The sequence below is a fragment of the Paenibacillus curdlanolyticus YK9 genome (assembly GCF_000179615.1).
GTDB lineage: Bacteria > Bacillota > Bacilli > Paenibacillales > Paenibacillaceae > Paenibacillus_T > Paenibacillus_T curdlanolyticus.
On the sequence record NZ_AEDD01000003.1, the window covers coordinates 145,524 to 171,333 of the forward strand.

The window sequence follows — 25,810 nt, forward strand, 5'->3', positions numbered from 1 at the left end:
GATTTGACGCCTTTTTGCGCTGTTTCGCTAGATTTCATACAAAGGAGCAAGCTCCTCAAACCGCTTATTCTGCAAGCTGGCGCTTAAGCTCGGCGGGAAGCGATGTTTCGTCGCCTGCTCGAACGCATACGCAAGCTTGATTAATGTCGGTTCGCTATAAGCCGTGCCTGAGAAGGTGATGCCGTATGGCCCATCGGTTACATAGCCCGCTTTCGACACCGAGCCGTTGCTCGCATAGCCGCCCGGCACAGTCACAAGCGGATACCCCGCCCTTGCCGCAATTTCCGAGCCATGATGGCCTTGGAACAACAATGCATCAAGCCGATGCGCCTGCAGCGCATAATCGATTCCTTGCTCGCGAGACATCGTCCGATTATGCCGCAATGCCTGCAGATAAACAGGCTCCAGCAGCGAGCCGCTCGTCTCTTCGCATCGTTCCAGGCCGCCTTGGCCATACCTCAACGCTGCCTCAGCGTTGGCTTCGTTATAAGCGATCAGCTCCTTCATCGTGCGCACAGGCACTTCAGGCAACAAGCGAGCCAAATAATCGTTCAAGTCCTTCTTAAACTCATGCCGAATCATGTTGCGGTCCCACTCAATTCCTGCACACGGGAGCTCAACCGGATCGACAATCGTTGCCCCAAGCGAACGCAGCACTGCGATTGCCGACTCTAGTATGGTCAATGCCGCTTCATCCAGCTGCTCGCAATAATAGCGGGGAATTCCGATTCTCGCTTGGCGAATGAAACGAGCATCCAAGAAAGGCGTGTAATCCTCATAAACGCGCTGTTTGGCATGCAGCGTTGCCTCGTCCTGCTCGTCTTCTCCCGTTATTGCGCCCAGCAAAATCGCAGCATCCGTAACGGTTCTAGCGATCGGCCCTGCCGTATCCTGGCTCCTGGACAACGGAATGATGCCAGAGCGGCTTACAAGCCCGACGGTCGGCTTAATGCCGACGGCGAAGTTGTAGCTTGCAGGGCAAACGATAGACCCCGAGGTCTCCGTTCCGATCGACGCCGCACAGAAGCTCGCTGCCACAGCCGCCGCCGATCCCGAGCTGGATCCGCCGACGAACACATTGCCCGGGCCATAGGGATTTAGTACGATACCGCCCCTTGAGCTGTAGCCAGCCCACATGGTGTCGGACATCGCGTTCGCCCACTCCGTCATATTAGCTTTGCCTAACAAAACCGCCCCTGCCTCACGAAGCTTCGCCGCAACGAACGCATCCGCTGGCGCAATGGAATTCGCCAATGCCACCGAGCCCGCGCTTGTATGCATGCGATCACGCGTATCAATATTGTCCTTCAATAAAATCGGAATGCCATGCAGCAAGCCGCGGCTGCCCGAACGACGCCGTTCCTCGTCAAGGGAGAAAGCGATTTCAAGCGCATCCGGATTAAGCTCAAGAATCGAGTTGATCGGTCCATCATACTTGCGAATTCGTTCAACATAAAGCTGTACAAGCTGCACCGCGTTTAACGTTCCCGCTTCCATAGCGGATTGCATCATTCTGATGTCCGCCTCAACGATCCACTCTTCCGGGGCTACCTTCACGCTGACCTTCTCCCTATAGATAAAATGGTGTACGACCTCAATCACACACAATCGCGTAACGCGTACTATATTCCTCGTATCCGGCAGGACTTCCTTCTTGTCCCATCCTAGAAAATAGCGACTTCCGCACGGGTTGCAACCTATTTTTGCATCTCTTGCATTGTACGCCCCGAACGCTCCCGATATACGTCGAATGAACGGAGTTTTTGGAAATATTGACAGCTTTTCGTTTCAGCGTGTATATTGAAGTCACATAGGCGAAAAACGTACGTTTGTCGTAGGGAAGCACCCTTCGAGCTGGCCGGCCGCGGTCAGTTTGAAGGGTGCTTTTTGTCGTTTTCGCTATGATTCTAGCTCTAGGAGGGAAATGAAATGAAAGTAAACCAGATGGAGCCCCGTTTATCTCGGGCCAACATGAGGATCGTCACCGTGCTATTGGCAGCGATGCTGGCGGTTGTGATGGTATCGGTCCCGCTTGCCCTGCCAATCGCTGAGGCGGCTGCCGAGCAGCTCACGTCAACCGCTCAAAAGCAGTTCGACAAAACGAAAGCAGCTGCCGTCCCAGCTGATGCCGCCACGCTCCAAAGGCTATACGACACCTTCATCCTGCTGCAGCAGCAAAATGCGGAGCGCGATACGCGCCTCAAGGCGGCCAGCAAGCAAAATGATGACAACGAAAAGACGCTGCGCCAACGAATCCAATTGATCGACAAAGCAAAAATCGAGAAGCTGGCGAGCAAAGTCGAGACGGTCAAAGCAAGCGGCCAGCCGATATTCGATCAATATGCCCTCGCTGTTGTGCAATTAAAGGCAGCCAAGAAGCTGGGCAGCAAGACGCTTATCGCCTTTATGGAGCTGCAAGCGGATCTGCTCGAAATACGCGCGAAAGCAGCCAAAGCCGAGATTCAAGCTGCGGAAGCCGAGCTGAAGCAGGCAAAAACGAACGCAAGCAGCATGATGAAACGGCTGCGCGACCAGCTCGCGGCGATCGATAAGGAGGAAAAGGCGATTTCACCGGAACGATCCGCCATCAGCCAGCTCAATAAACAGAAAACATCCGAATGGAGCGACTTTACATACGCGCTGCGCGGGAGCGATGCCAAATCGGCAATCCGCTCCTTAACTACGCTGCAATCGGTGCTGCAAGACATCGCGCAGCGCCAGGGAACGGTCGAAGGCTGCGAAATCCGCATTGCCGCCGTCATCAAAACCGTAAGCAGTCAGCTTAGGTAGGCTAGGCTGCGTATGGCATAAAGCCCCCGGCATTGACATAGCCGAGGGCTTCGTTTATATTCATTTTAACATATATCTAATTAGATGATTATCAAATCAGAAAGGAACATACCCTATGCAGCTTGATAAAGTAGTCGGTTATCACAAGGCGCTTGCCGATGCTACTCGCCTGCGCATGCTCGTGCTGCTGGCAGACGGCGAACGGCATGGGCAGGAGCTGGCCGAGAAGCTCGGCGTCACGCCTGCCACCATCACCCATCATGCCGCCAAGCTTCGGGAAGCGAGCCTGATTCATGAGCGGAGAGAAAAGAATACGATCTACTTCTCCCTCGACCATTATTTTATTAAAAACAATGCGATCGCTGCTGCCGAGTTCATTTATCGCGGGGCGAACGCAAGAGGAGAGGTGCATCCCGTGGACGCAGCGCAATCGAAGCTGAAGCAGTCCGTCATCCGCAACTTCTTTAAGGACGGCCGCTTAAAGCAAATTCCGTCGCAGCTTAAGAAAAAGCTCATTACGCTTGAGCATATCGTCGAAGGGCTGGAGAGAAGCCGGACGTATACCGAGAAAGAAATAAACGAGTATATAAAGCAGTTCCATGATGATTTTGCCACGATTCGCAGAGAGTTCATCATGCATCAATTCATGTTCCGGGACAAAGAGCAATACGAGCTGAATCCGCCGGAGCTATGGGCGCGTTGGGAAACCTTATCTTGATCGTATTACCGAATACACATGCAACAAAAAGGCGCGTCCCGCCGATGGGATGCGCCTTTTTGCAAATCGTCTGCAAAGGTATGAAATCGATTTAATTCAATGGCTGCTGCAAACGCGGCTTCCTTATCTGCCCTTAGCTACGATGGCCGCAATTTGTTCTATGCCTTCCCATACGTCGCCTTCTTGGTCAAAAATGACCGAAATCGGCGCTGTGCAGCCCAGCTCGTCGGCAATTGCGAGATTGCGCGTCAGCTCCGCCTCATCGATCACGCCGTCACTGGAATATTCCGGCTTTGCATGAATCGCATACGCCATAGGCGCGCCGTACCGAATCGCTTGCTCCTTCTCCTCGGGCTTCATATTCCCGAAATCGACGATAGCGGTTATTTCGCTGCCGGCATGCTCCATGACCGATTGCCAGCTCGCCACGGTTTCCGTCAGCTCGCGGAAGTTTTCCGTGACTACGCGAACGCCGCGCTCTTGCCCATAAGCATAGAGCCTTCTCAGCGCTGCCGCGCTGCGTATGATCGCTTCCTCGTCTCCCGCTTGCTGCTCGCCCGCAACAACGCGTACTGCCGCAGCTCCTGCATGCGCAGCCACGTCGATCCATTTGCGGATGAACGCTTCGTCTGATGCTGCTCGAACGCCATCCGGCGACGAGAGATCGCCATAGTCAATTAATAGCGTATGGAACGCAACGCCTGCATCCTCGAACGCATGCCTTAACTCCTTGGCATAAGCCTCATCATCCGATGCAAAATGAAAATGGCAAGCCTCCAGGACACGAATCCCTCTTTGTGCAACCGCTTTCGGAAGTTCAAGCAGCGTTAAGCCCGAATCGCGGCTCTCCACATGCGTAATTTGGGTAGCCTTCCTTGCATCCCATGCTGTCCATAAGCTTGTCTTCAGCAAACGATGGGTGCTCCAGCTGCTAATCGATAATCGACTCATCTAAATCCCTCCTATATGTTCAAAACTAACAGGAATTCAACTAATCGACTATGCCGGATTGTTGACAATAACTATGCGATTTGGCGATTAATTCATAATGAAGGCGGGATAGTTACGAGAATATGACGATTAAAAAGGTTTTCACTACCACACTACCATACAAGTGTGGTAGGATACCCTTAACAAACTAATCCGTTGCGGAGGTGATCCATTGGACTTTACGTTAAAACCGATCCAGCCCGTGTCCACTCGCGATGCGGTTTACGATGCCCTGCGAGCCTTGATCTTGCAGCTGGAGCTGCCGCCAGGGACAGCGATTTCCGAGAAAGATATTTCCCTCAAATTCAACGTCAGCCGAACGCCGGTCCGCGAAAGCTTCGTGCGGCTTGCTCAGGAAGGCCTGCTAGAGGTGTATCCGCAGCGCGGCTCCTACGTCTCTCTCATTGACATGAATTTGGTTGAAGAAGCGCGGTTTATGCGCGAGCAGCTGGAGGTCGCCGTCGTACGGCTAGCATGCGCCGAGTTCCCTGCCGAGCGGCTGACGGAACTAGAACGCAACCTCTCGCAGCAGCGTGCATCGATCGAAGCCCATGACTACCGACTGATGTTCGAATTGGACGAGGCGTTCCATCGAACGATCTTCGAGGGCTGCAACAAAACGAATACATGGCAGGTGCTCGGCAGCATTAATGCCCATCTGAACCGCAGTCGGATGCTGCGCCTTGCGGCAGATCAGCAATGGGACCATTTATTCGAGCAGCATCTTGGCATCGTCGAGGCCATTCGCATCCATGATGAGCAGCACGCTGCCGAACTGATGACTGCCCATATGCATTTGACTATTGAAGACCAATCGCTGCTCAGAGCCAAATATCCGGATTATTTCAAAAGCTAACAGCGCCTCTCCGCAGGATAGACGCTGAATTCGACAATCAATGGAGGCCTCTCCTAATGAAAATGACATTTCGATGGTTCGGCGAAGGCAACGACACGGTAACGCTGGATCAAATCCGTCAAATCCCCGGCGTCGAGGGGATCGTCTGGTCCCTGCATGACGTGCCTGCGGGCGATGAATGGCCGATGGACAAAATATTGGCGATCAAAGCGCAAGCCGACCGCGCCGGCCTTCATCTTAACGTTGTTGAAAGCGTGAACATTCATGAGGACATCAAGCTCGGCCTGCCTTCGCGAGACCTATATATCGAGAATTACAAAAAGACGATAGCCAAGCTTGCGCAGGTGGGCGTCAAAGTGATCTGCTACAACTTCATGCCGGTCTTCGACTGGCTGCGCACGGATCTGCACAAGGAGATGGCGGACGGTTCGACGGCGCTATTTTATGAAAAAAGCCGTATTGCCAACATCGCGCCGCTTGAGCTGGTCAAACAAATTAACGAGAACTCGACATTGACGATGCCCGGCTGGGAGCCTGAGCGCCTCGCCCACCTGACGAAGCTGTTCGAAGCTTATAAAGGCATGACCGAGGAGCAGCTGTTCGATAACGCCAAATATTTCTTGGACGCCATTATCCCGGTTGCCGCGGAGCATGACATTAAAATGGCGATTCACCCGGACGATCCGCCATGGCCGATCTTCGGCTTGCCGCGCATCATTACGAGCCAAGCCAACGTGCGTCGTTACCTCGCCTTACACGACAGCCCTTACAACTGCATCACGCTGTGCAGCGGCTCGTTCGGCGCGAATCCGGCTAACGATATCGTCAGCATGGTTCATGAATTCATCGACCGCATTCCGTTCACGCACATACGAAACGTGCGCGTCTACGACAACGGCGATTTCATCGAGACGTCCCACCGGACGCAGGATGGCACCGTCGACATCGAGGGCATCGTGAAAGCTTATGCCGAGGAAGGCTACGAAGGCTTCTGCCGCCCCGACCATGGCCGCCATATTTGGGATGAGCAGTGTCGCCCAGGCTATGGCCTGTATGACCGCGCGCTCGGCATTATGTACCTGTGGGGCTTATGGGACGGCTATCGCAGAACTGCAGCGGAAGCAGCGGTGAAAGGATCGGTGATCGGCTCATGACACTCGCAATCCAGATGCCGGCCATCGCTGGCAAGGTCGTTGTGATTACAGGCGGAGCGGGCGTGCTCTGCCGCGTTATGGCGCTTGAGCTGTCACGCCAAGGCGCGCGCATTGCCATCTTGAATCGGACGCAAGAGAAAGGCGAAGCCGTCGTTGCGGAAATCCGCGAAGCAGGCGGCGAAGCGTTAGCGATCGCGTGCGACGTTACCGATGAAGCGAGCGTCAAACAGGCTGCGGAAGCCGTGCTGAGCCAGCTCGGCCCTTGCGACATTCTGATCAACGGCGCAGGCGGCAACCATCCGAGCGCGAACACGACGAACGAAACGTTCTCGCTGGGCGATGTCACAGCTCCGGACATCAACTCATTCTTCGACCTTAGCGTAGCTGGCTTCCGTAACGTCCTGGATTTGAACTTCGTCGGCACGTTGATTCCGACGCAGGCGTTTGCGAAGCAGATGATCGGCCGCGAGGGCGCGTCGATCCTCAATATATCGTCGATGAGCGCGCCTTCGCCGATGACCAAGGTTCCCGCGTACAGCGCAGCGAAAGCTGCCATCGAAAACTTCACGCAATGGCTCGCCGTCCATTTCGCCGAAGCGGGCATTCGCGTCAATGCGATCGCTCCGGGGTTTTTCGTCACCGAGCAGAACCGCAAGCTGCTCATGAATGAGGACGGCAGCCTGACGGCGCGCTCAAACAAGATCATCTCGCATACGCCGATGCGGCGCTTCGGCAAGCCGGAGGATCTGCTCGGCGCGCTGCTCTGGCTGACCGACGAGACGATGTCCGGCTTCGTAACCGGAATCGTCGTGCCTGTAGATGGCGGGTTTCTTGCCTATTCGGGCGTATAGGAGAAATATTATTCAGAGGGTGTCCCAAAAGCCGCAACGGCCGAAGGACGCCCTTGTTTTTGCGCTGCAGCGGTTGGCGGTGTGTTAAGCGCGGGCTGCGGAGGATGTAAGTAGGATGGCGTTGATGCGTCGGTAGCTCTGGTGGCGCTGGTGGCGTTGATCGTTCAACAGCCTACTCATTGCAATTCGTGCAATGAAATCGGCTCGAGGCGCGGAAGTAGAAGGCGTTCATTGCATTTTGCGCAACGGGATATGCGGGACTTGTAGGTTTTGGGTGCAACATCCCCCTTCGAGGTCAGATCTCGTTGCATGAACTGCAACGGGAGCTTTCAAGACAGCCAATCAGGCCGCTCTCGTTGTATGAAGTGCAATGACCAGCATCCCCCCGCACTAACGAAGGTTATTAGGCACGTACAGCCGATTATCTTCTCTAAGGCCATGACACTAATGCTGGACAAGCATGTGTTGGATTTTAGTGGGCATATCGCCTTATGCTCGTATAACCAAATCCCCAGTTTCGACAATAGTCGTCGGGACCCGTTCACAATCTCACCAGAATGTGGTTAATTAAATACTGTCGAATTTCAACCATGAAACGACAACTAGGAGGATCGACATGAAACGCTGGACCGTTATTCTGACAATAGGCGCACTGCTAATGACAGGCGTCCTGAACACGCCCCTGCCTGCGGCGCATGCCGCGCAGACTATCTCTTTTACAGATATTAGCAAGCATTGGAGCAAAACGACGATTGAAGATATGGTCGCACGCGGCATTTTGGACGGGTACCCGGATGGAAGCTTCCGGCCGAATGAACCCGTGAAGGTCGACCAATTTATCAAAATGCTCATTTTGTCCTACACGGATCTGCATCCGAACGGCGAGCGCAGCTGGCGACAATCGTTTCTCGACTCGCTGAGCGAGGAGAATCGGACGATTCTCTCGCAGGATTACCGCTATTACGACTTTAAGCCGGGCACAACCGACTACTGGGCGAAGCCCTATATCGATGTGGCAAGCGATTTGCATTTTCTGAACAAAAGCCGTTACAGCGACTTCCAAGGAAATATGACGCGGGAAAATGTAGCGGAGGTGCTTTATTACGCGCTGCAAGAGACCGAGTATCTGGAAGACGAGCAGTTCAGCCGTTCGGTAGCGCAATCCTATGGCGACCTGACAAGCGCATCGGATCGGATGCAGAAATTTATCGCGGAATCGCTCGTGAAAGGGATTATGCAGGGATATCCGAACGGACGATTCGGCGTTGGCGAGTATGTGACTCGAGCGGAATCGCTCGTGATTTTGAACCGGCTGACGGATAAAAGCAAGCGGATTCCAGTCGCGCCGTCCGCGGACAAGCTGCAACGACTCGTTCCGACCTCAGGCGGCGGGCAGAAGGTGATCGTATTCCCGGACAAGCGAATGTGGGATGCTTACGATGCGCTCGTGAAGGCTGGCGAGCTGCGCGGCGCGAATCATGACCTGCTCAATACGACGCTTCGCTTGTTCAAGGATCAGAATGAACGAAACGCAGTAGTAAGCGGCGGAGCGCCTGGCGCCGAGAAGCCGACCGAGGAAGTCGCGATGTGGCTGGACCCTGCTTACAACACGTATGGCATAACCGTTCGTTTGCGCGAAGGGACGCTCGCTCGCAATGCCGAATCGATTGAGCTGTTCGGCAACCAGCTGTTCGGCTATGATGCATTTGCGTTCCACAAATGGTTCGCTGCCGTCTGCACCGAGGTAGCGGCTGGCCGTCCGCTCGCTTCCAAGCAGATTACGATCGGATCGGACACGGTGAATGTCCTGGTCGATAACGCCGCGAAGACCGTTATCTTCTCTGTTGCGGCGAAGAAGGCGTAGCTAGGCTGTCGCTAATGCTATAAGCCAAATCCTACATACCAAAAAACCGCAGCATGCTTGTCCATGGAGGATAGGCATGCTGCGGTTTTTTATTGCGAGGTGTTCCAGAATATTTTGACGGTTATCGTACCGGTTCGGAATTTTCCTGCCACAGCAGCTTCTTCGGATCAACGCGTGGAACAAGCCCTTCGTCCGCAGCGCGATTAAGCAATGCACTTACCGCTGCATAGCCGTCCTCGCCGAGATTGGCCGTAAACTCGTTCACATACAGATCAATATGCTGCTTCGCGACCTCAGGCGACATTTCCTGAGCGTGGCACATGACGTACTCCTGCGATTGCTCGGGATGCGCCCAAGCATATTCCACCGACGCGCGCGCCCAGCGCGCAAGCGAAGCGATGTCCATCGAACGGCGGGCAATAATTGCGCCAAGCGGAATCGGCAGCCCCGTATCCGACTCCCACCAACTGCCCAAGTCCTGCATGAGCTGCAAGCCATAATTCGGATAAGTGAATCGCGCCTCATGGATGACGAGCCCTGCGTCGATCAAGCCGTCGCGCACAGCCGGCATAATTTCATGGAACGGCATGACGACGATGTCCAGCTTTCCGCCTGGAACATGATCCGCTGCCCACAGCCTGAACAGCAAGTAAGCGGTCGACCGATCGCTTGGCACAGCCACCCGCTTGCCTGCGAGAGCAGCCGGCTCCATTGGAGGCTCGCCTTCTTTCCCGCCCTTCGTCAGGACGAGCGGCCCGCAGCCGCGTCCAAGCGCGCCTCCGCAAGGCAGCAGCGCGTATTCATCGAGCACATAGGGCAACGCTGCGTATGAGATTTTGAGCACCTCGGGTCCCTCGCCCTTCGCTGCCCATTTGTTCGTAATATCAATATCGGCATACGTCACGTTCAGCTCCGGCGCGCCCGGAATAAGCCCATGCGCCCAGGCATGGAACACGAAAGTATCGTTTGGACAAGGGGAATACGCAATATTTAGAGCCATGATGTCATAGCACCTCCGTTAAAATTTCAAATGCTCTTGTCAGCGACTGCAGCGCGTCCCCAATTCGCCACGCGGCTCGGTCCCGCGGACCTACCGCATTCGAAATGGCGCGCAGCTCCATGGCCGGAATGCCCGCCAGCTGTGCTGCGACGGCTGCGCCGTGGCCTTCCATCCCTTCGGACGCAGCGTCCGGATTATGCTTGATCAGCTGCGCCGCACGCTCAGCCGTGCCTGTTGCGGTCGATACCGTAAGCGCCGCCCCGCCTACAGCCTGCATGCCCGCTGCGAGCAAGGCCTCCTTCACGCGCGAAACGACAGCCGGTTCGACTGCGACTTGCGATGAACCAAATCCAAGCTCGTCGACGCTGAGGAATCCGCCCTCCTCCTGCGTCTGGGCGCCCAGATCAGCCGCGATGATTCGCGTTGAGACGACAATATCGCCAAGTTCTGCTTGTCCCGGGAAGCCCCCGCCGATGCCAGCGCTAATGACAAGACGATAAGGAACGCTGGACAAAGCCAGCTTCGTCGCCGTATTCGCCGCAGCTATCGCGGGACCAACGCCCGCCGCCATTACTTCAAACCGCGTGGAATGGCCCAAGCCTCGAAGCACCGCCTCCCGCTCCGCTTCTACAGCCGTGACGATTAGAATACGGCCCTCCTGCTGCGGCTTCGTTTCCCCTGTTGTACCGTTAGCTTCGCTGCTGTTCAATCTCCCCATCTCCCGTTTTTTGTTGATGAACGACTATTGCCGAGTTTACACGATTCAGCAGGGGGATACAACTTGAACGAGACCGCGCATGGCCTATTAAAAAGACGGCATCGATACGCCGATGCCGCCTGCTGCTTTATAAGATGCGAATATCCAATTGCCCGCCAAGATGCGGCTGAACCGATTGCTGCTGCATCATTTGCACGATGCCTTGTGCTTGCGTCTCCGCCTGCGACATCGCCTTCCCAAGCAATGAAATGCCGACGGATTGCGATAAAGCCGAGCGGCTCATCGCCGTCGAAAGCGCTGCAATATCCATGTTCATCCCTCCCTTATGGCTTCTATCGGCGAACCTGCGCCCAATCGACAGCATTCTTCCACTTCTTGGCATAGGGCTTGAGCAATTCGATTATTGCTCGCGTTCGCGATACAATAGGAGGAGAACATTACCTACATATGCAGGGAGGAACCAAGCATGCCCGTAACCAAACAACAGCTTGAGCAGTATGCAGAACTGATCGTGAAGGTCGGCGTCAATATTCAGGAAGGACAGGAGCTGTTCGTCACCTGCTCCATCGACCAAGCCGAGCTTGGCCGACTCATCGCCGCGCAGGCTTATCAGGCTGGTGCAGCCAACGTTCACATGGAATGGACGGATGAAGTGACCTCCCGGTTAAAATACGAGAAAGGCGCAGACCGCATTTTCTCGGAATATCCGGAATGGGAAACCCAAAAGCGCGACGCATTCATCAATCGTGGCGCCGCATTCGTCGCTGTCATATCATCCAGCCCGGATCTGCTCAAAGGCATCGACCCGAACCGCATCGGCAGCTTCCAAAAAGCATCTGGCGCAGGCTTGAAAAACTACCGCCGCGCGATTCAATCCGATCAGGTCGCATGGACCGTCGTCGCCGCCGCTTCGGAAGCTTGGGCAACCAAGGTGTTTCCGAATGTCGAGCCCGCGCAAGCGGTCGACCAGCTGTGGAAAGCGATTTTTGACTCGGTGCGCCTGAATACGCCGAATCCAGTTGAAGCTTGGGCTGCCCATAATGAAAACCTGCATGCCAAGGTTCATGTCCTTAATGCCAAACGTTATGCTAAGCTGCACTACCGCGCGCCAGGCACGGACCTGACGATTGAGCTGCCGGAGAAGCATCTGTGGGTCGGCGCTGCCAGCGAAACGAAGAACGATATCCCGTTTATGGCAAACATGCCGACGGAAGAAGTGTTTACCGTGCCTTACCGCAACGGCGTCAATGGCTACGTGTCCAGCACGAAGCCGCTCAGCTACGGCGGCAACATTATCGACAACTTCAAGATTACGTTCGAGAACGGCCGGATCGTGACGGCCGAGGCGCAGCAGGGCCAAGATATTTTGCAACAGCTCGTTGAGACGGACGAAGGCTCGCATTATCTCGGTGAAGTCGCACTCGTGCCGCATGAGTCCGCGATTTCGCAATCGAACATTTTGTTCTACAACACATTGTTCGATGAGAACGCGTCGAACCATCTGGCCATTGGCAGCGGCTATGCGTTCAACGTTGAGGGCGGCAAGCAAATGTCGCCAGATGAGCTCGTCGCAGCTGGCGTCAACGCGAGCATCACGCATGTCGACTTCATGATCGGGTCCGCCGAAATGGACATCGACGGCATTCTCGCCGACGGCACGTCCGAGCCTGTGTTCCGCAAGGGGAACTGGGCATTCTAATGTGGAAAAGGCAGTGCAGGGCGTTTCTCCTGCACTGCCTTTTTGGTTGGGCGCTGTGGCGCCCAATAGGGCAGATTCCTATGCCCTATTCGCTCCCGCGGGCGCTGTAGCGCCCAATAGGGCAGATTCCTATGCCCTATTCGCTCTCGCGGGCGCTGTGGCGCCCAATAGGGCAGATTCTTATGCCCTATTCGCTCCCGCGGGTGCTATGGCGCCCAATAGGGCAGATTCCTATGCCCTATTCGCTCTCGCGGGCGCTGTGGCGCCGGATAGGGCAGATTCCTATGCCCTATTCGCTCTCGCGGGCGCTGTAGCGCCCAATAGGGCAGATTCCTATGCCCTATTCGCTCTCGCGGGCGCTGTGGCGCCCAATAGGGCAGATTCCTATGCCCTATTCGCTCCCGCGGGCGCTGTGGCGCCCAATAGGGCTGATTCCTATGCCCTATTCGCTCTCGCGGGCGCTGTGGCGCCCAATAGGGCAGATTCCTATGCCCTATTCGCTCTCGCGGGCGCTGTGGCGCCCAATAGGGCAGATTCCTATGCCCTATTGGGCGCCGGATAGGGCAGATTCCTATGCCCTATTCGCGCGTTCGCGCCTGCGCAAGTCAGTCCAGCTTCTCGTCGGTACGCGCGACGCACAATGCGCCGTCCTCGTACGAAAATGCGCCCGCGATTGCAACGACCGATTCGGAGCCTGCGCTTGCAGCGCCCGGCACGCGGAATGAGGCAATATCCAGCGGCTCAATCGCCGTCTCGACCGGCTTCTCTAGCTGCGGCACCCACTCGTACGGCACGCGATACGAACGGTATACCATGTTGGCGTTACGTTTATTTTTGTACGGCGATATATACTCCCACACCAGCTCATGCTCGCGCGTGACCTCGAACAGGCGGCCGTCCGCCCCTTCCGTTATGAGCGTATTGCCGTTAGGCAGACGCTGCGCGGAGCTGATATACGGACTGTAAAACCGGTAAGAATCAAGCGGCGCCTGGAAGCCCGCTTCCGTCGGCGTGTACTGCCATTCGATCTCCAGCGTCACCGGATTAATTTCGAGAATGCGGGAGTGGTCGCGCACTGCATTTTTCTGTCCGTACGTCGACGCCGGGTTTGGCGCGCCGTAGCCTGCCCATCCGCCGTTATCGAATACGAGCAAATTGCCTTCGCCCGGCAGCCCTTTAGGAATGATGTGCGCGTGATGCTGGCCGATAATCCAACCGAGATGCTTCACTTCAGGCAAAGAGTAGTCCGGTCCGAGCTTCCATACGATGCTGCCTGACTTCTTGTCGATGATGGCAATAATGTTCGATTCGCGCGCATCCCAGATAATGTTCTCCGGATGGAAACGCTCGTCGCCTGCATCGTAAAATTTGTTCGGGCCAACCGCGGACATCGAGTTGATATGCATCCAATCGCCGCCTGTATCGTTGCCGAATGAGCGGCCGTTCGGATCGCGGAACAGTACGTTCTTAGCCGCCTCATCAAAGCCCAGCTCGTGAAAATGATCGCTGACCGCCCACTCCCACACGATATTGCCTTCCCAATCGACCTCGATAATCGTATCGTCGAGCAGCAGTTTGTCGGAAATCTCAGGCTTATGCACGTTCTTATGGGCCAAAATAAGCGTATTGCCGCCATTCGTGCGCGGCTCCTGACCTGGGGCATAGTAGCCTACCGGATTGCCGGCACGCTGGTAGTCATGATGCGCGCGCGCCATCCATTGCGGCTCGTTCTCCGGGTCCTCGATATACTCATAACGGTCAAATTTCCAGACGATGTTGCCATCCCAATCCACCTGCACCAAATTCGCTTCATCCTGGAAGCCGAATCGCGGGTCGCGCTCCTTCGTGCTGCCGATGACGTAGCCGCCCGGCAAAATTTTGTTCGGGAACCCCCGCAGCCCTTTCCATAAATGAACCTCTTTGCCGCTCATATCGATCAGCAGCGCGCCTTGATCGGCCGCTTGAAAGATTGTATAGCCGCCCCATGCCTTCTCTGGATGAAATACCGTCGTGCCTGTCGGATAAATCGATGGATGTCCCATAGTTCATATCTCCCTTATCTCATTTTTATTGGTGACAGCTGTCGCTTTAATAACCGATAAAATTCCGCTTCTCCTGCTGTGGCTGCCTCGGCCGCTTCTCGGTTTCCTTCGCTTGCGGCTGTTGCCGCTCGGCCTCTTCCTTACGCTCTGCGTTGTCCTCAGCCAGCGCAAGAATCGTCTCAGATAATCGCTCTAGATTGTCGATCATTCGCCTGTAAGTCCGCTTCTGGGCTTCCAGCTCCTCCGTCGAGAAGCCGCCGAACAGCACGTCCATGCTGCTTGGCCCAATGTTTTGGTGGCGATCGAGAAGCGACTGCCCTCGTGCCGTAATGTCTAGCAAAATCGTACGCCGATCCTCTGGCTTCCGATTGCGAACAGCGAAGCCTCGCTCTTCCAGCTTGTCGCACAGGGCGGTTATCGCCCCGGAGGTGAAGTCAAGCTCCTCTGCCAAATCGCTTAACCGCTGTTCACCGTCGCGGACGATTTTGTTCAGAATCATCAGTCCTGGCAGCGTAATGCCTTCGATGGTAATTTTGTCGCGCTCCTTGACGAATTTCCGGACCATTTTGCGAAACAGCCAATCCAGTTCCCCGAGCGCGTCCGTCTCTCTCGTATCTATGCGATGCACCCCTTCCTCTACCGTCAGGCAACAAAAAAAGGCTCGACATCTGCTTCAATTCGATAACGGCGTGAGCGCCATCAAAATAGAAGCGTATGCGAGCCTTTGGTACGTCCAATCGGCATCTATTGTTCATTTCGTTCAGCATTCATTATTTTAGCTTTAAAATAATGAGCAGCAATTGAATAAGCGTTGAATCAATTTGATGTCCTTATATTAATCCGTTAATTCACACCTGTCAAGTTGGTTTTAAGAAGTTTGTTGATGCGTTAGCTGTTGCAGTGTGACTCGCTAGGGCCGATGGACATGGGATGGATGTTTGAGTGCATGCTTATGCCGCTACTCCTATATCATTGTCTACACCTGCAGTTGCGTCAGTCAAACTCCATCTTCCTTATCTGCGCCTGAGTTCATCCGGTCCAACTCCCCTACGCCTACACATTGCAACCGCTAACGGACACAGGAGCCGCTATTTGATCAAAATACAGCTTTTAGAATTTCTAACGGACGCAGGTGCACTTATATAGCTGCAAATGCCCCGATAACGCAGCAAATACACGAAATAAGGTCCACCGTGTCCGTTACAACTGGAAAATCGCGATTTTTCTCCAAATAACGGCCGTAGAGTCCGTTAGCCACTGCGCATCCTTTTGAGCACTGCGCACCCTTCCGAACACTGCGGCATGATAGCACAAAAAAGCCCCGACCCCACCGGTATTGCCGGAGGAGCCGAGGCTCTTGTTGCTTTAATTAAGAGTTAACGACTGCGTGGCCGCCGAATTCGTTGCGAAGCGCTGCTACTACTTTGCCCGAGAACGTGTCGTCTTGCAGCGAGCGGTAACGCATCATGAGCGACATTGCGATAACCGGCGTTGCCGTTTGCAGGTCGAGCGCCGTTTCGAGCGTCCACTTGCCTTCGCCGGACGATTGCATAACGCCTTTGAGGCCGTCAAGCTTCGCATCTTTGGAGAACGCGTTTTCCGTCAGCTCCATCAGCCACGAGCGGATAACGGAACCGTTGTTCCATACTTTCGCAACTTGCTCGAAGTTGAAGTCGAAGCCGCTGCGCTCGAGTACTTCAAAGCCTTCTGCGATCGACTGCATCATGCCGTACTCGATGCCGTTGTGAACCATTTTGAGGAAGTGGCCGCTGCCGCTTGCGCCTGCATACAGGTAGCCGTTTTCTACGCAGATGTCTGCGAACAATGGCTCAACAGCCTTGAAAGCTGCCGCGTCGCCGCCGATCATTGCGCATGCGCCGTTGCGAGCGCCTTCCATGCCGCCGCTCGTGCCTACGTCGAGGTAGTGAATGCCTTGCGGCAACAGCGATTCGCTGCGGCGAACGCTGTCTTTATAGTTAGAGTTGCCGCCGTCGATAAGCGTGTCGCCAGCCGAGAGGAGCGGACGAAGCGTCTCGATAACGTTCTCCGTCAATTCGCCTGCTGGAACCATCATCCAGATAACGCGCGGTGCTTCCATGAGCGATACGAGCTTTTCGAGCGAATCTGCGCCAGTTGCGCCTGCTTCCTCGATCCGTTTGATCGCCGCTGCGTCAACGTCGAAAGCGACAACTTGATGTCCGTGATCCATCGCGTTAAGCGACAGGTTGTAACCCATTTTTCCTTGTCCAACGATACCGATTTTCATAATGATGTAAACTCCCTTGAAAAAAAATTTCTTCCTATCATCAGTATACGAAAAATATTTCATAACGTAAACCGGAAAATCAAAATAAGTTTCACTCCCTCTAAATATGGTATACTAACGCAAAGCCTCCTAATAGAAGGGACCGTTCCGCCATGGTGCAAAACATACTCGGCAAAATTCGCTCCTCCTATGCAAGATTCAGCGAGAAAGAAAAAAAAATCGCCGACTACATGCTCAACAACCCTGAAAAATTTATTCATAGCACAATAAATGAAGTCGCCGAGGATCTGAATGTCGCGGAAGCGACCGTATTCCGCTTCAGCAAACGGATCGGCTACAAAGGCTATCAAGCGATGAAAATCGCGCTCGCAACCGAGGTGCGAAGCCCCGTCCAACAAATTTACGAGCAAATCAGCGAGCAGGATAACGAAAAAACCGTCGCCGAGAAGGTGTTCAAATCGAATATCCAAACGCTCGAAAATACGTATCAGATTTTGGACGGCAACGCCATCAAGCGTGCGGTAGAGCGGCTCGTTCGGGCGCAGCGCGTTCATTTTTACGGTACAGGCGGTTCAGCCGTTATCGCGATGGACGCTTTCCACAAATTTATCCGGTCGGGCAAGCAGTCGTTCGCCTTCCTAGATTCGCACTTTCAGCTCATGTCTGCCGCGCAGCTGACGAAGGACGATGTCGCAGTCGTCATCTCGCACTCCGGCACGAACAAAGATACGATACGCATTCTCGAAACCGCGATTGAAAACGGTGCCATGACGATCGGCATTACCGGGTTTCCCAAGTCGCCGATCAGCCAAAAGGTTGATGTCGCGCTCTATACGAGCTCCGAGGAAACCGAATATCGGTCGGAAGCGCTCGCGTCGCGGATCGGCCAGCTAAGCTTGATCGACGCGCTTTACGTCAACGTTATGATGAGCGATCGCGTAGATGCGAAGCAATCGATGGAGAAAGTCCGCGAAGCCATCTCGGAAACTCGCCTTTAATCGATCGAAAAGCAGCAGAACTCACCGTAAATCGACGTAACCGCCTCCTCCCCCGCATATAGATAAGGATATGCTTGTAACGGATGGAGGCGGAGCTGCGTGATCGATTGGACGACATTACGGCATCGCATAGACACGATGGCAAACCAGCTGCTGGCTGACCAGTCGCCGGACGGCGCTTGGCGGATGTGCATCGACTGCGGCACGATGAGCGACTGCTATTATTTGACCGCGCTACGGCTGCTCGATGTCCGAGACGATCCTCTCGTACGCTCTCTTGCGGCAAGAATCGTCTCGCGCCGTTCGCCAGATGGCGTATGGCGGCTATTTCCCGATGAGCGCGAAGGGAGCTTGGACGCAACAGCTGAAGCGGTCCTCGCGCTGCTGCTCTCCGGCGTGTATACCGATCGCGATCCGATCATTGTCAGCGCGAAGCGCTTCATTCGGGAGCAAGGCGGACTTGCCAAAGTGCGCTCCTTTCTAACCCAAGCGCTGCTCTGCGCAGCTGGCATAGCCCTATGGCCTCGTTCGCTTCAAATCCCGCTAAGCGCATTCTTTAACAAAAGCGGGCCGCTCCCGAGATTGTTCGAGCTGTCCGGACATGCGAGGGTTCATTTGATTCCGATACTTATCATGGCGAATAAACGTTATGCGCTGCGAACGGCCTATACGCCGGACCTGTCTGACCTGTTCCTCGGCGCCCCGCCTCGTTTTGACAACGACTCCCCTGTCATTGCTGCGCTTAATAACTTGATCGGCGCCTTCTCCGGGCTGCTGACCGGCGGCAATGACTCCTTATACGAGCCTGCAGTTACCTTCCTACTCGAACGAATCGAGCCCGATGGCACACTCCTCACTTACTCAACGGCTACTGTACTCATGCTGTTCGCCCTCAACGCTGTCGGGCGGCTGCCTACCGATCCAATCCTCATTAGCGCGATAAACGGCATACGAACGCTGTTATGCGGCAACCCGCCGATGGTACAAATCGCCACGCCTACCGTATGGGATACCGCCATGCTCGCATTTGCGCTGCGGGAAGCCGGCATTTCGCCCTCGCATTCCGCCCTGCGGCGTGCAGCGCGATTCATCCAGGAGCGCCAGCAGACGAGATACGGCGATTGGCGCATTCGCAATCCCGGAACTTCGCCGGGAGGCTGGGGATTCTCGTATGTGAATACGAGATACCCTGACTGTGATTGCACGACTGCCGCCCTGCGCGTTATCCAGCGCTCTCACGGCTCCCCGACACAGGGGCATGCCGCTGCTGCCGAGCCATGGGAGCGCGGGCTGAACTGGCTGCTCTCGATGCGCAACGACGATGGTGGCTGGCCCGCTTTCGAGCGCAACGGCAAACCGCTTCCGGCAGGACTATTCGGCTTCAATGGAGCCTCAGAGATCTTAACGGATTTATCGACTCCCGACCTGACCGGCCGTACGCTGCAAATGCTCGGTGAAACGCTCGGCATGTCTACCCAGCAGAGGTGGCTGTCGAGCTCTGCGCGATGGATGCTCTCGCAGCAGCAAAAGGACGGCAGCTGGTACGGCCGTTGGGGAATTACCTACACGCACGGAACGGGAGCCGCTGTGCTCGGGCTGACTGCTATCGGCCTCACGCCTGATCATCCGGCTATTGCGCGAGCGGTCAAATGGCTGCTCTCGATCCAGCGGCCAGACGGCGGATGGGGCGAATCCTGCTATAGCGACCAGCGCCGTCATTACGTGCCGCTGAACTTCAGCACCCCTTCCCAAACCGCTTGGGCGCTTGACGCGCTAGCTGCCTCGCTGCCAGCTCTGACGCCAGAGCTGGAGCGAGGCGTGAACGCGCTTCTGCATATGCTCGAAACGCCTGCTCAGCAGCTAACCCGCTACCCGACGGGCGCCGGGCTCGCAGGCACGGTATATGTCCATTACGAAAGCAACAATTGGATCTGGCCGCTGCTGACGCTGACGCGAATTGAAAGAAAATTTCGCAGACAAAGGGGCTAATTAGCGCGGTCGGCGCCCTATCATGCTACAATACAAGCATCAATCCGCATCTTCATCGATGCACGCACAAAGGAGTCTGTACAAAAGTATGCCCCACTTGTTATTCCGAGGAATTGCTGCCCAGCAGCTTCGCCCCCTTGCACAGCAGCTAGCTGAGCAGCTAGCCGACATCTGCGAATGCGGAACAGACAACTTCACGATGGATTGCCTCCATACGACCGCTGTCTATGGCGGAGCAGGCGACCAGTCGTTCCCCTTCGTCGAGGTGGCGTGGTTTGAACGCGGCGATGAGGTGCGCGGTCAAGTAGCGGCAGCTGTCACGCAGCAGCTATCCAGCCTGGGCCTAACGGACATCGAGGTTGCCTTCCGAACGTACCGCGAGGACAGCTATTACATTGATGGCGTTCCTTGCTCAGCGCTGTAACACGCATGCTCACCAAAAAAGACGGCCTGCCATCCGCATGAGTCATGCGCCGGCAAGCCGTCTTTTGTTAACTGGACTTTATTTTTTCCAAATGCTGCTGTAGGGGTTGCAATCCGCTGCTACGAGGTTCCCTGCGTCCGATACCAGTAGCGATAAGCGAGCTGAAAGCCCGTTTTCTCATATAGCCGAACCGCTGGCGCGTTGTCGCTCACAACAGCCAAATAAGCATGCTGAGCGCCGCTAAGCTTCGCCCATTTCAAAATATTCAGCACCAGCTGCTCCCCATAGCCCTGATTGCGGCACGATGGCGAAACCGCAATGTCATACAAGCCTGCATATCCCCGCTCCAGCACAGCTGATCCGCATGCAACGTTGCAGTTCTCATCATACAGCGTAAAAAAGCAGGCGGGCAGCATAATTCCGTTCAATATTTGTCTCATTATCGCTCCGGAAGCCGGCTCGCTCGCCCCCGACATCTCCAAGTATTGCGCGATCCAGCGATCCGACGGCTTTACGCTCATTTCAACCGTATACAAGCTCGGCTCCGGCGCATCAGCCAAGTCACGCGTAAGGATCGTGCTTCGCCCCTCCTTGCTGTAGCCATTGCGAGCAAGCTGCTCGTCTAACGGTAGCCACTCAGACGCATCCGTCATCTTGAAGATCGCAGGCTGCCCCTGCTCAGCATACAATCGCTCGCACACGGCAATCCGCTCCTGCCAATCCGTTTCGCTGCCAATGCTGTATAACGGATACACCGCATTCGCGCGCTTCGTAAAGCCATCATAAAACCGCGCCACCCACCCGTCAACCATGACAGTCCGCAGCGCGGGCCATGCATTCATCATAAACTCCTCCACTTTCGCTTGCACGTACCGATCGCCTCTCCCTCGTCTTTTTATAATAAATATACATATAAATGAATAATTATTCAATCCATCTAACACACCTCACTTCGCCCACTTGACCTTGCTGCCAAGACATGCTATCGTTCACATTAACCGTTATGTCCAAAGGAGTTATTGCACATGAGCGAACAAAACGAAGCGGTGACACCCGCAGCTGAAGAGCAGCAGCCTAAGAAGCTTTCCCAAGCAGAAGCAGCCAAAGCCCTTCTCGCGCAGAAGAAGCAAGGCAAAGGCTTCGGACAGCAGCAGCATCAACAAAACGGCGTCGCTGAAATGAAAACGCAAAACAAGAAAAAACCGAATAATCATCGCAGAAAAATGGGTGTGTAAGCATTTGCTTCACACCTGTTTTTTTTGTGAGGCTAGCCCAAACTTCCTATTCCCATGTCGAAGTAGGCATGTTATAATGTAAGCGCTAACAATAATATCTTCCAACGAGGGGGCTTGAGGAAGAATGCGTATAGCATCCGAACAGGTTCACAACTTGTATGACTTTGAGGTCGAAAAAGACATTCTATTCTTCAAAGTAAATCGGCAAGGGCTTGTCAGCTTTCATGGAGTCAACTATAACTTAAAAAAACCGATGACCCGTGAGCAGCTAGCCAAATTGACGCAGGAAGGAACCTTCGCTGCAGTAGCATCCAATTGCTATGTCAATCTGCAAAAAGTAATTTCGATGAACGAAGATAGCGTTTGCCTTGGCCGCGATGCTACCGAGTACAAAAATCTCCCGTTGTCCAAGCGCCAACTGCAAGGGTTAAAATCTCGGATCGTCGCGACCCACCGCATTTCTTCTTAATTTAAACGACAGAATCAAAAAGAAAGAACCGAAGAGCTCGCGCTCCTCGGTTCTTTTTTTGCAGCTGCCTATTTAATTACTCGCCTGCTGGCGGTGTAAACGAACGCGCTGCGAAGTCAGCGTCCATCATATAGAAGGCATTGCTATCCTTATCGATGCGCTTCAGCTTCTGGATGATGCCATCGAACAACGCTTCCTCTTCCACTTGCTCGTCGATGAACCATTTCAGGAAGCCGATCGTTGCATGCTCCCGGTCGTTCCATGCGAGGTCCGACAGGTGATAAAACCGCTTCGTGTTAACCTGCTCGTGATGGTAGCCCGCTTCGAATACTTCAAGCATCGATGCATATTCGTTCTTCGGCGTATCCATGCCAGCGAGCGTCGCGCGTCTGCCGCGGTCGTTGAGGAACTTATAGATTTTCATCGCGTGGAAACGTTCTTCCTCTGCTTGCACGATGAAAAAGTTAGCGAATCCATCAAGGCTCTCTGCCGAGCAGTATGCTGCCATGGCGAGATAGACGTGAGCGGAGTAAAATTCGAAGTTCATCTGTTCGTTCAACGCTTCAACCAATGTATCGTTCATTGCGGGATCGCTCCTTCCAATCATTTCTTGTCGTTTGCTTGAACTAAGTATAGTATACCCCGCCTGCAATCGACAATGAAAAAAAGGTCCCGCTGACAAAAATTCATAAATGAAGATAACCGTTATCAACCAATAGCAGCTTGGATTTTCTTCCGCAGCTTCTTAGGCGTGGGGGCAGTTACGATTGTTGACTTGCCGACGAGCGCAAAGCATTCATGCTTGCAAACTCTGCAGCGGCCAAGACACTCTTCCTTCTTATGCTTCAAATCAGGAAACTCGCTCTTTACCGCTTTATAAACCGGCTTTGCATCGTAGTTTTTCAAATTCTTCGTGCAATACTTAATTTTCAACGCCTTCACCCCGCACGCTCGCATTGGATTTGATGTTTCCGTTGAGAACAATTCTCTATTACCAATGATAAGAATTATCATTATCGTTGTCAATACCAATTATGCCAGGTGCGTCCATTTCAATTATGTTCATTGGATTGTCAAACTTCTTCTCTTGTCTTTCCGGAAGGAATTAGGCGGCAATTTGTCGAATTATGTCATTGCCAACGAGAGAAAGGAGTTTCAACCTCAAATGAAGCAACATGCCCAAACACGCCGTAAATTAGTTAAAGCTACCGCGATTGCCGCACTCAGCCTATCCCTATGGTCAGGCGGAATCGCTCCCCAATGGAATCTAACGCCTGCTACCGGGCACAGTTATGCAGCGGCTGCGACGACGAATGCGCCATCCTCCGTCGTTCGTCCCAATCAAGTGTACAGCTATTCCGTTCTATCCAGCGATTTAACCAAGCTTGCAGCCCGATATCCCGAGCTCATCAAACGATCCAGCATCGGCACAAGCGAATACGGCCGAGAGCTGTATAGCTTCGAGCTTGGTAAAGGTCCAGCAATCATCCTATTAAATGGCTCTCATCACGCGCGTGAATGGATGACCACGATCTGGCTGATGGCCATGACAGAATATTATGCCAAAGCCTACGAGGAGAATGCCTCCTGGAATGGACTGCGTGTACGCGATTTGCTTGATCACGTCACGTTCCGCATCGTGCCGATGGTCAATCCCGACGGCGTCACGCTCCAGCAGCAAGGCTTAAGCGCTTTCCCAGCAGCTGACCGCCCTGCACTCACTCGCATGAACGATGGCAGCACGAATTTCAGCCGATGGAAAGCCAACGGCAAAGGCGTCGATCTGAATCGCCAATATCCGGCCGATTGGTCCCACATTTCTAATCCGGCTTCCGCGCCTCATTATATGAACTTCAAAGGGACTGCCCCTTTACAGGCGAAGGAATCGCAAGCAATGGCTAATCTGACCAAAATGATTAATCCAGAGCTGGCAATTTCCTATCATACGGCTGGCGAGATCGTCTATTGGAATTTCCATACGCTCGCTTCCAATCTGAACCGCGATCGTGCGATTGCGACATCCTATGCTGCCATGACGGGCTACCGACTCGTCGCTCCTACAGCTAATCCATCAGGCGGAGGCTTTACCGATTGGTTTATTACCCAATTCCACAAGCCAGCGCTTACTCCTGAGCTAGGGCGAGCGAACGGCAACAGCCACGTGCCATTATCCGAATGGAATCGCATCTGGGGGCAAAATCGCGACACCGGCTGGATGTTTGCAGAACGCGCCTATTCCTTATGGATGGGCGGTCAAAAGGCAGCACAAGCAGCAGGAGCGATCCGTTTAACGCGGACGGAGGCCTCATACGCATCGCCTGAGCTTCGGGCGAAGCCGCTCGGCTCCATTTTCACTGGAAAGTATACGCAGCTTCGCACGAAAGGCGATTGGGTCGAAATCAAAGTTCCCGGCGGTTCGCGTTGGATTAACGCCAAATATACGCTAACAGGCCCTTTCGATCCGATAACCGAGCCGACAGTCATTGCAGATCAGGCAATCCCGCTCTTCCAATCGCCGCTTGACGCTAAGCCGATCCAGAAGACGCTCGCAGCCGGCATCGCTTTGCCTGTCATTGAGAAGTGGAAAACATGGCTCCTCGTCAAAACGCCTTCAGGCTCCTACTGGGTCAAAGCAAGCTCTGTGCATGCCGTTCCGGCGAAGCCGACCACGCCTGAGCCTGAGACGAAGCCTGAACAACCGACTAATCCAGAACCTGCCGGCGAGACACCGGAAACAACGGTTGATCCAAATGCGCCAAGCGAGAATCCTGCAACGACGGCAGATCCTAAAACGCCAACCGAAAATCCTGCAACGACGGCAGATCCAAATGCACCGACCGACGCGTCTGGCGCTCCCGCTTCCAATCCAACAAACGAATAACTATGCTCCCAAACAATGGCATCTCGTTCGCGAGATGTCCATTTTTAATTGGTTGACAATAAGACAAGTGGTTGTAGAATACAATTATGTAGATTGTTAAGACGAGGAGCACACACCTATGAGTGCTGAACAAGTAGTCCCTTGGGCAGATATGGCTGGACTGACGCAACCAGCTATGCACCTAGACGAAGCCGCTGATCAACGGATCAGGCTTCAGCCCTTCCCTGTCGTATGGCGGCACGAGCAGAAAGAACAGCTGCAGCATGCAATCGATTCGCTGAACCGCGTATATGAAGAAGGCTTTGCGCATAGCGGCGCCATTTTGCGAGGATTGAACGGCAAGGATGTCCTCTCCCTTATTCGATTAAGCCCGCAAGCGATAAGCGATGAATCCGGCCTCGGAGCCAACGCGATGCCTAACCGCTATCACATCGAGCGAATTGACCATAGATCCGGCAGCAACCGTTCTGTGATTGAGCAAGGCTCCAGCCTGTTTCACTACGTTGTCATGTTCAAGCTTACGCCAGGCAAACAGAATGAGCTGCTTGCCTCTTTTGATCGCGCAATTGCCCATGTGCGTCAGCAGCCTGGCTACGTTTCAACAAGTTTATTGCTTAGCCACGATGGCCGAATGGCCGTTCTAATGGGCCAATTTGAGAGCCGCCAGCAATTTCGGGCAAGCCTGCGTCAAAGGAAGGTAATTGGGGTATTTGCTCATGGGATGTTTCGCCGAATAACGGCCTCTTTCCGTGGGGATTGGACGAAGCCGCCCCGTATTCGACTGTATGAGCTAGCGCATGTCGCAGCACCAAGAGCCTTATCCTCCGAGCATACAAGTCGTAATTAACAGCAACTGAAAAGGAGTG

Annotated in this window: 25 protein-coding genes; 14 read left to right on the forward strand and 11 right to left on the reverse strand. The window is 54.2% G+C overall.

The window, feature by feature from the left end:
• Positions 1-27: 27 nt before the first annotated feature.
• Positions 28-1,557, reverse strand: a complete 1,530-nt coding sequence (locus PAECUDRAFT_RS06440) for an amidase family protein (RefSeq protein ID WP_006037315.1) — start codon at positions 1,555-1,557, stop codon at positions 28-30.
• Between the two features lie 372 nt (positions 1,558-1,929).
• Here PAECUDRAFT_RS06440 and PAECUDRAFT_RS06445 point away from each other — a divergent pair, with 372 nt between their 5' ends.
• Together PAECUDRAFT_RS06445 and PAECUDRAFT_RS06450 are read left to right on the forward strand one after the other, a co-directional pair.
• Complete coding sequence (locus PAECUDRAFT_RS06445; protein ID WP_006037316.1) at positions 1,930-2,790, forward strand: hypothetical protein; 861 nt, start codon at positions 1,930-1,932, stop codon at positions 2,788-2,790.
• A gap of 115 nt (positions 2,791-2,905) precedes the next feature.
• A complete protein-coding gene (locus PAECUDRAFT_RS06450) occupies positions 2,906-3,508 on the forward strand; it encodes a DUF2087 domain-containing protein (protein WP_006037317.1) in 603 nt (200 codons plus the stop codon).
• Positions 3,509-3,631: 123 nt separating this feature from the next.
• On the opposite strand, the gene PAECUDRAFT_RS06455 is transcribed toward PAECUDRAFT_RS06450, so the two are convergent.
• Entirely contained in the window at positions 3,632-4,459 is an 828-nt protein-coding gene (locus PAECUDRAFT_RS06455) for a sugar phosphate isomerase/epimerase family protein (protein ID WP_006037318.1), read from the reverse strand.
• Positions 4,460-4,670: 211 nt separating this feature from the next.
• Here PAECUDRAFT_RS06455 and PAECUDRAFT_RS06460 point away from each other — a divergent pair, with 211 nt between their 5' ends.
• The 4 genes from PAECUDRAFT_RS06460 (at position 4,671) to PAECUDRAFT_RS06475 (ending at position 9,223) form a co-directional block, all read left to right on the forward strand.
• Complete coding sequence (locus PAECUDRAFT_RS06460) at positions 4,671-5,354, forward strand: GntR family transcriptional regulator (RefSeq protein WP_006037319.1); 684 nt, start codon at positions 4,671-4,673, stop codon at positions 5,352-5,354.
• Between the two features lie 56 nt (positions 5,355-5,410).
• Positions 5,411-6,508: a mannonate dehydratase gene (gene uxuA / locus PAECUDRAFT_RS06465; protein ID WP_006037320.1), complete on the forward strand. Its 1,098-nt coding sequence runs from the start codon at positions 5,411-5,413 to the stop codon at positions 6,506-6,508.
• Positions 6,505-7,359: an SDR family oxidoreductase gene (locus PAECUDRAFT_RS06470; RefSeq protein WP_006037321.1), complete on the forward strand. Its 855-nt coding sequence runs from the start codon at positions 6,505-6,507 to the stop codon at positions 7,357-7,359. Before uxuA ends, PAECUDRAFT_RS06470 begins: the two co-directional genes overlap by 4 nt.
• Positions 7,360-7,975: 616 nt before the next feature.
• Positions 7,976-9,223, forward strand: a complete 1,248-nt coding sequence (locus tag PAECUDRAFT_RS06475; RefSeq protein WP_006037322.1) for an S-layer homology domain-containing protein — start codon at positions 7,976-7,978, stop codon at positions 9,221-9,223.
• A gap of 121 nt (positions 9,224-9,344) precedes the next feature.
• Here the strand turns inward: PAECUDRAFT_RS06475 and PAECUDRAFT_RS06480 are convergent, their stop codons facing one another.
• The 3 genes from PAECUDRAFT_RS06480 to PAECUDRAFT_RS06490 all read right to left on the reverse strand — a co-directional run bounded on the left by PAECUDRAFT_RS06480 (position 9,345) and on the right by PAECUDRAFT_RS06490 (position 11,251).
• The gene (locus PAECUDRAFT_RS06480; protein ID WP_006037323.1) at positions 9,345-10,223 is read right to left on the reverse strand and encodes a 1,4-dihydroxy-6-naphthoate synthase; all 879 of its coding nucleotides are present in this window, start codon (positions 10,221-10,223) and stop codon (positions 9,345-9,347) included.
• A 4-nt stretch (positions 10,224-10,227) separates the two neighbouring features.
• Positions 10,228-10,941 carry a futalosine hydrolase gene (locus PAECUDRAFT_RS06485; protein ID WP_050794288.1) on the reverse strand — a complete coding sequence of 238 codons (714 nt, stop codon included), beginning with the start codon at positions 10,939-10,941 and terminating at the stop codon, positions 10,228-10,230.
• A gap of 127 nt (positions 10,942-11,068) precedes the next feature.
• On the reverse strand, positions 11,069-11,251 hold the full coding sequence (locus PAECUDRAFT_RS06490) for a YjfB family protein (RefSeq protein ID WP_006037325.1): 183 nt from the start codon (positions 11,249-11,251) through the stop codon (positions 11,069-11,071).
• Between the two features lie 156 nt (positions 11,252-11,407).
• Between PAECUDRAFT_RS06490 and PAECUDRAFT_RS06495 the strand changes: the two genes are divergently transcribed.
• Positions 11,408-12,640: an aminopeptidase gene (locus tag PAECUDRAFT_RS06495; RefSeq protein ID WP_006037326.1), complete on the forward strand. Its 1,233-nt coding sequence runs from the start codon at positions 11,408-11,410 to the stop codon at positions 12,638-12,640.
• A 605-nt stretch (positions 12,641-13,245) separates the two neighbouring features.
• On the opposite strand, the gene PAECUDRAFT_RS06505 is transcribed toward PAECUDRAFT_RS06495, so the two are convergent.
• The 3 genes from PAECUDRAFT_RS06505 to gnd all read right to left on the reverse strand — a co-directional run bounded on the left by PAECUDRAFT_RS06505 (position 13,246) and on the right by gnd (position 16,948).
• On the reverse strand, positions 13,246-14,682 hold the full coding sequence (locus PAECUDRAFT_RS06505; RefSeq protein WP_006037328.1) for an aryl-sulfate sulfotransferase: 1,437 nt from the start codon (positions 14,680-14,682) through the stop codon (positions 13,246-13,248).
• A gap of 46 nt (positions 14,683-14,728) precedes the next feature.
• A complete protein-coding gene (locus PAECUDRAFT_RS06510; RefSeq protein ID WP_006037329.1) occupies positions 14,729-15,310 on the reverse strand; it encodes a MarR family winged helix-turn-helix transcriptional regulator in 582 nt (193 codons plus the stop codon).
• Between the two features lie 741 nt (positions 15,311-16,051).
• Entirely contained in the window at positions 16,052-16,948 is an 897-nt protein-coding gene (gnd, locus tag PAECUDRAFT_RS06515; RefSeq protein WP_006037330.1) for a phosphogluconate dehydrogenase (NAD(+)-dependent, decarboxylating), read from the reverse strand.
• A gap of 152 nt (positions 16,949-17,100) precedes the next feature.
• On the opposite strand from gnd, the gene PAECUDRAFT_RS06520 reads away from it, so the two are divergent.
• From PAECUDRAFT_RS06520 to PAECUDRAFT_RS06530, 3 genes are all read left to right on the forward strand, one after another.
• On the forward strand, positions 17,101-17,946 hold the full coding sequence (locus PAECUDRAFT_RS06520; protein WP_006037331.1) for a MurR/RpiR family transcriptional regulator: 846 nt from the start codon (positions 17,101-17,103) through the stop codon (positions 17,944-17,946).
• Positions 17,947-18,045: 99 nt separating this feature from the next.
• Positions 18,046-19,935 (forward strand): prenyltransferase/squalene oxidase repeat-containing protein, encoded by a 1,890-nt coding sequence (locus tag PAECUDRAFT_RS06525; protein WP_006037332.1) that lies wholly within the window; start codon positions 18,046-18,048, stop codon positions 19,933-19,935.
• Positions 19,936-20,023: 88 nt separating this feature from the next.
• Positions 20,024-20,359 carry a DUF1904 family protein gene (locus PAECUDRAFT_RS06530; RefSeq protein WP_006037333.1) on the forward strand — a complete coding sequence of 112 codons (336 nt, stop codon included), beginning with the start codon at positions 20,024-20,026 and terminating at the stop codon, positions 20,357-20,359.
• A 119-nt stretch (positions 20,360-20,478) separates the two neighbouring features.
• On the opposite strand, the gene PAECUDRAFT_RS06535 is transcribed toward PAECUDRAFT_RS06530, so the two are convergent.
• Positions 20,479-21,204, reverse strand: coding sequence for a GNAT family N-acetyltransferase (locus PAECUDRAFT_RS06535; RefSeq protein WP_040711855.1), 726 nt, complete (start codon positions 21,202-21,204; stop codon positions 20,479-20,481).
• Positions 21,205-21,384: 180 nt separating this feature from the next.
• Here PAECUDRAFT_RS06535 and PAECUDRAFT_RS06540 point away from each other — a divergent pair, with 180 nt between their 5' ends.
• Both PAECUDRAFT_RS06540 and PAECUDRAFT_RS06545 read left to right on the forward strand, forming a co-directional pair.
• Complete coding sequence (locus tag PAECUDRAFT_RS06540; RefSeq protein WP_006037335.1) at positions 21,385-21,594, forward strand: hypothetical protein; 210 nt, start codon at positions 21,385-21,387, stop codon at positions 21,592-21,594.
• A 124-nt stretch (positions 21,595-21,718) separates the two neighbouring features.
• On the forward strand, positions 21,719-22,063 hold the full coding sequence (locus tag PAECUDRAFT_RS06545; RefSeq protein WP_006037336.1) for a hypothetical protein: 345 nt from the start codon (positions 21,719-21,721) through the stop codon (positions 22,061-22,063).
• Positions 22,064-22,139: 76 nt separating this feature from the next.
• Here the strand turns inward: PAECUDRAFT_RS06545 and PAECUDRAFT_RS06550 are convergent, their stop codons facing one another.
• Both PAECUDRAFT_RS06550 and PAECUDRAFT_RS06555 read right to left on the reverse strand, forming a co-directional pair.
• Positions 22,140-22,646 (reverse strand): ferritin, encoded by a 507-nt coding sequence (locus PAECUDRAFT_RS06550; protein WP_006037337.1) that lies wholly within the window; start codon positions 22,644-22,646, stop codon positions 22,140-22,142.
• A 125-nt stretch (positions 22,647-22,771) separates the two neighbouring features.
• Positions 22,772-23,005 carry a DUF1450 domain-containing protein gene (locus PAECUDRAFT_RS06555; RefSeq protein WP_006037338.1) on the reverse strand — a complete coding sequence of 78 codons (234 nt, stop codon included), beginning with the start codon at positions 23,003-23,005 and terminating at the stop codon, positions 22,772-22,774.
• 223 nt (positions 23,006-23,228) lie between these two features.
• On the opposite strand from PAECUDRAFT_RS06555, the gene PAECUDRAFT_RS24465 reads away from it, so the two are divergent.
• On the forward strand, positions 23,229-24,944 hold the full coding sequence (locus PAECUDRAFT_RS24465; RefSeq protein WP_006037339.1) for a M14 family metallopeptidase: 1,716 nt from the start codon (positions 23,229-23,231) through the stop codon (positions 24,942-24,944).
• A 118-nt stretch (positions 24,945-25,062) separates the two neighbouring features.
• Positions 25,063-25,791: an antibiotic biosynthesis monooxygenase family protein gene (locus PAECUDRAFT_RS06565; protein ID WP_006037340.1), complete on the forward strand. Its 729-nt coding sequence runs from the start codon at positions 25,063-25,065 to the stop codon at positions 25,789-25,791.
• Positions 25,792-25,810: the final 19 nt, after the last annotated feature.

Coding starts and splice junctions, on each gene's coding strand:
- gnd (WP_006037330.1), bottom strand. CDS start 16,948: ATGAAAATCGGTATCGTTGGACAAGGAAAAATGGGTTACAACCTGTCG.
- uxuA (WP_006037320.1), top strand. CDS start 5,411: ATGAAAATGACATTTCGATGGTTCGGCGAAGGCAACGACACGGTAACG.
- PAECUDRAFT_RS06520 (WP_006037331.1), top strand. CDS start 17,101: ATGGTGCAAAACATACTCGGCAAAATTCGCTCCTCCTATGCAAGATTC.
- PAECUDRAFT_RS06540 (WP_006037335.1), top strand. CDS start 21,385: ATGAGCGAACAAAACGAAGCGGTGACACCCGCAGCTGAAGAGCAGCAG.
- PAECUDRAFT_RS06490 (WP_006037325.1), bottom strand. CDS start 11,251: ATGGATATTGCAGCGCTTTCGACGGCGATGAGCCGCTCGGCTTTATCG.
- PAECUDRAFT_RS06485 (WP_050794288.1), bottom strand. CDS start 10,941: ATGGGGAGATTGAACAGCAGCGAAGCTAACGGTACAACAGGGGAAACG.
- PAECUDRAFT_RS06445 (WP_006037316.1), top strand. CDS start 1,930: ATGAAAGTAAACCAGATGGAGCCCCGTTTATCTCGGGCCAACATGAGG.
- PAECUDRAFT_RS24465 (WP_006037339.1), top strand. CDS start 23,229: ATGAAGCAACATGCCCAAACACGCCGTAAATTAGTTAAAGCTACCGCG.
- PAECUDRAFT_RS06535 (WP_040711855.1), bottom strand. CDS start 21,204: ATGATGAATGCATGGCCCGCGCTGCGGACTGTCATGGTTGACGGGTGG.
- PAECUDRAFT_RS06530 (WP_006037333.1), top strand. CDS start 20,024: ATGCCCCACTTGTTATTCCGAGGAATTGCTGCCCAGCAGCTTCGCCCC.
- PAECUDRAFT_RS06495 (WP_006037326.1), top strand. CDS start 11,408: ATGCCCGTAACCAAACAACAGCTTGAGCAGTATGCAGAACTGATCGTG.
- PAECUDRAFT_RS06505 (WP_006037328.1), bottom strand. CDS start 14,682: ATGGGACATCCATCGATTTATCCGACAGGCACGACGGTATTTCATCCA.
- PAECUDRAFT_RS06455 (WP_006037318.1), bottom strand. CDS start 4,459: ATGAGTCGATTATCGATTAGCAGCTGGAGCACCCATCGTTTGCTGAAG.
- PAECUDRAFT_RS06565 (WP_006037340.1), top strand. CDS start 25,063: ATGAGTGCTGAACAAGTAGTCCCTTGGGCAGATATGGCTGGACTGACG.
- PAECUDRAFT_RS06470 (WP_006037321.1), top strand. CDS start 6,505: ATGACACTCGCAATCCAGATGCCGGCCATCGCTGGCAAGGTCGTTGTG.
- PAECUDRAFT_RS06480 (WP_006037323.1), bottom strand. CDS start 10,223: ATGGCTCTAAATATTGCGTATTCCCCTTGTCCAAACGATACTTTCGTG.
- PAECUDRAFT_RS06475 (WP_006037322.1), top strand. CDS start 7,976: ATGAAACGCTGGACCGTTATTCTGACAATAGGCGCACTGCTAATGACA.
- PAECUDRAFT_RS06450 (WP_006037317.1), top strand. CDS start 2,906: ATGCAGCTTGATAAAGTAGTCGGTTATCACAAGGCGCTTGCCGATGCT.
- PAECUDRAFT_RS06545 (WP_006037336.1), top strand. CDS start 21,719: ATGCGTATAGCATCCGAACAGGTTCACAACTTGTATGACTTTGAGGTC.
- PAECUDRAFT_RS06550 (WP_006037337.1), bottom strand. CDS start 22,646: ATGAACGATACATTGGTTGAAGCGTTGAACGAACAGATGAACTTCGAA.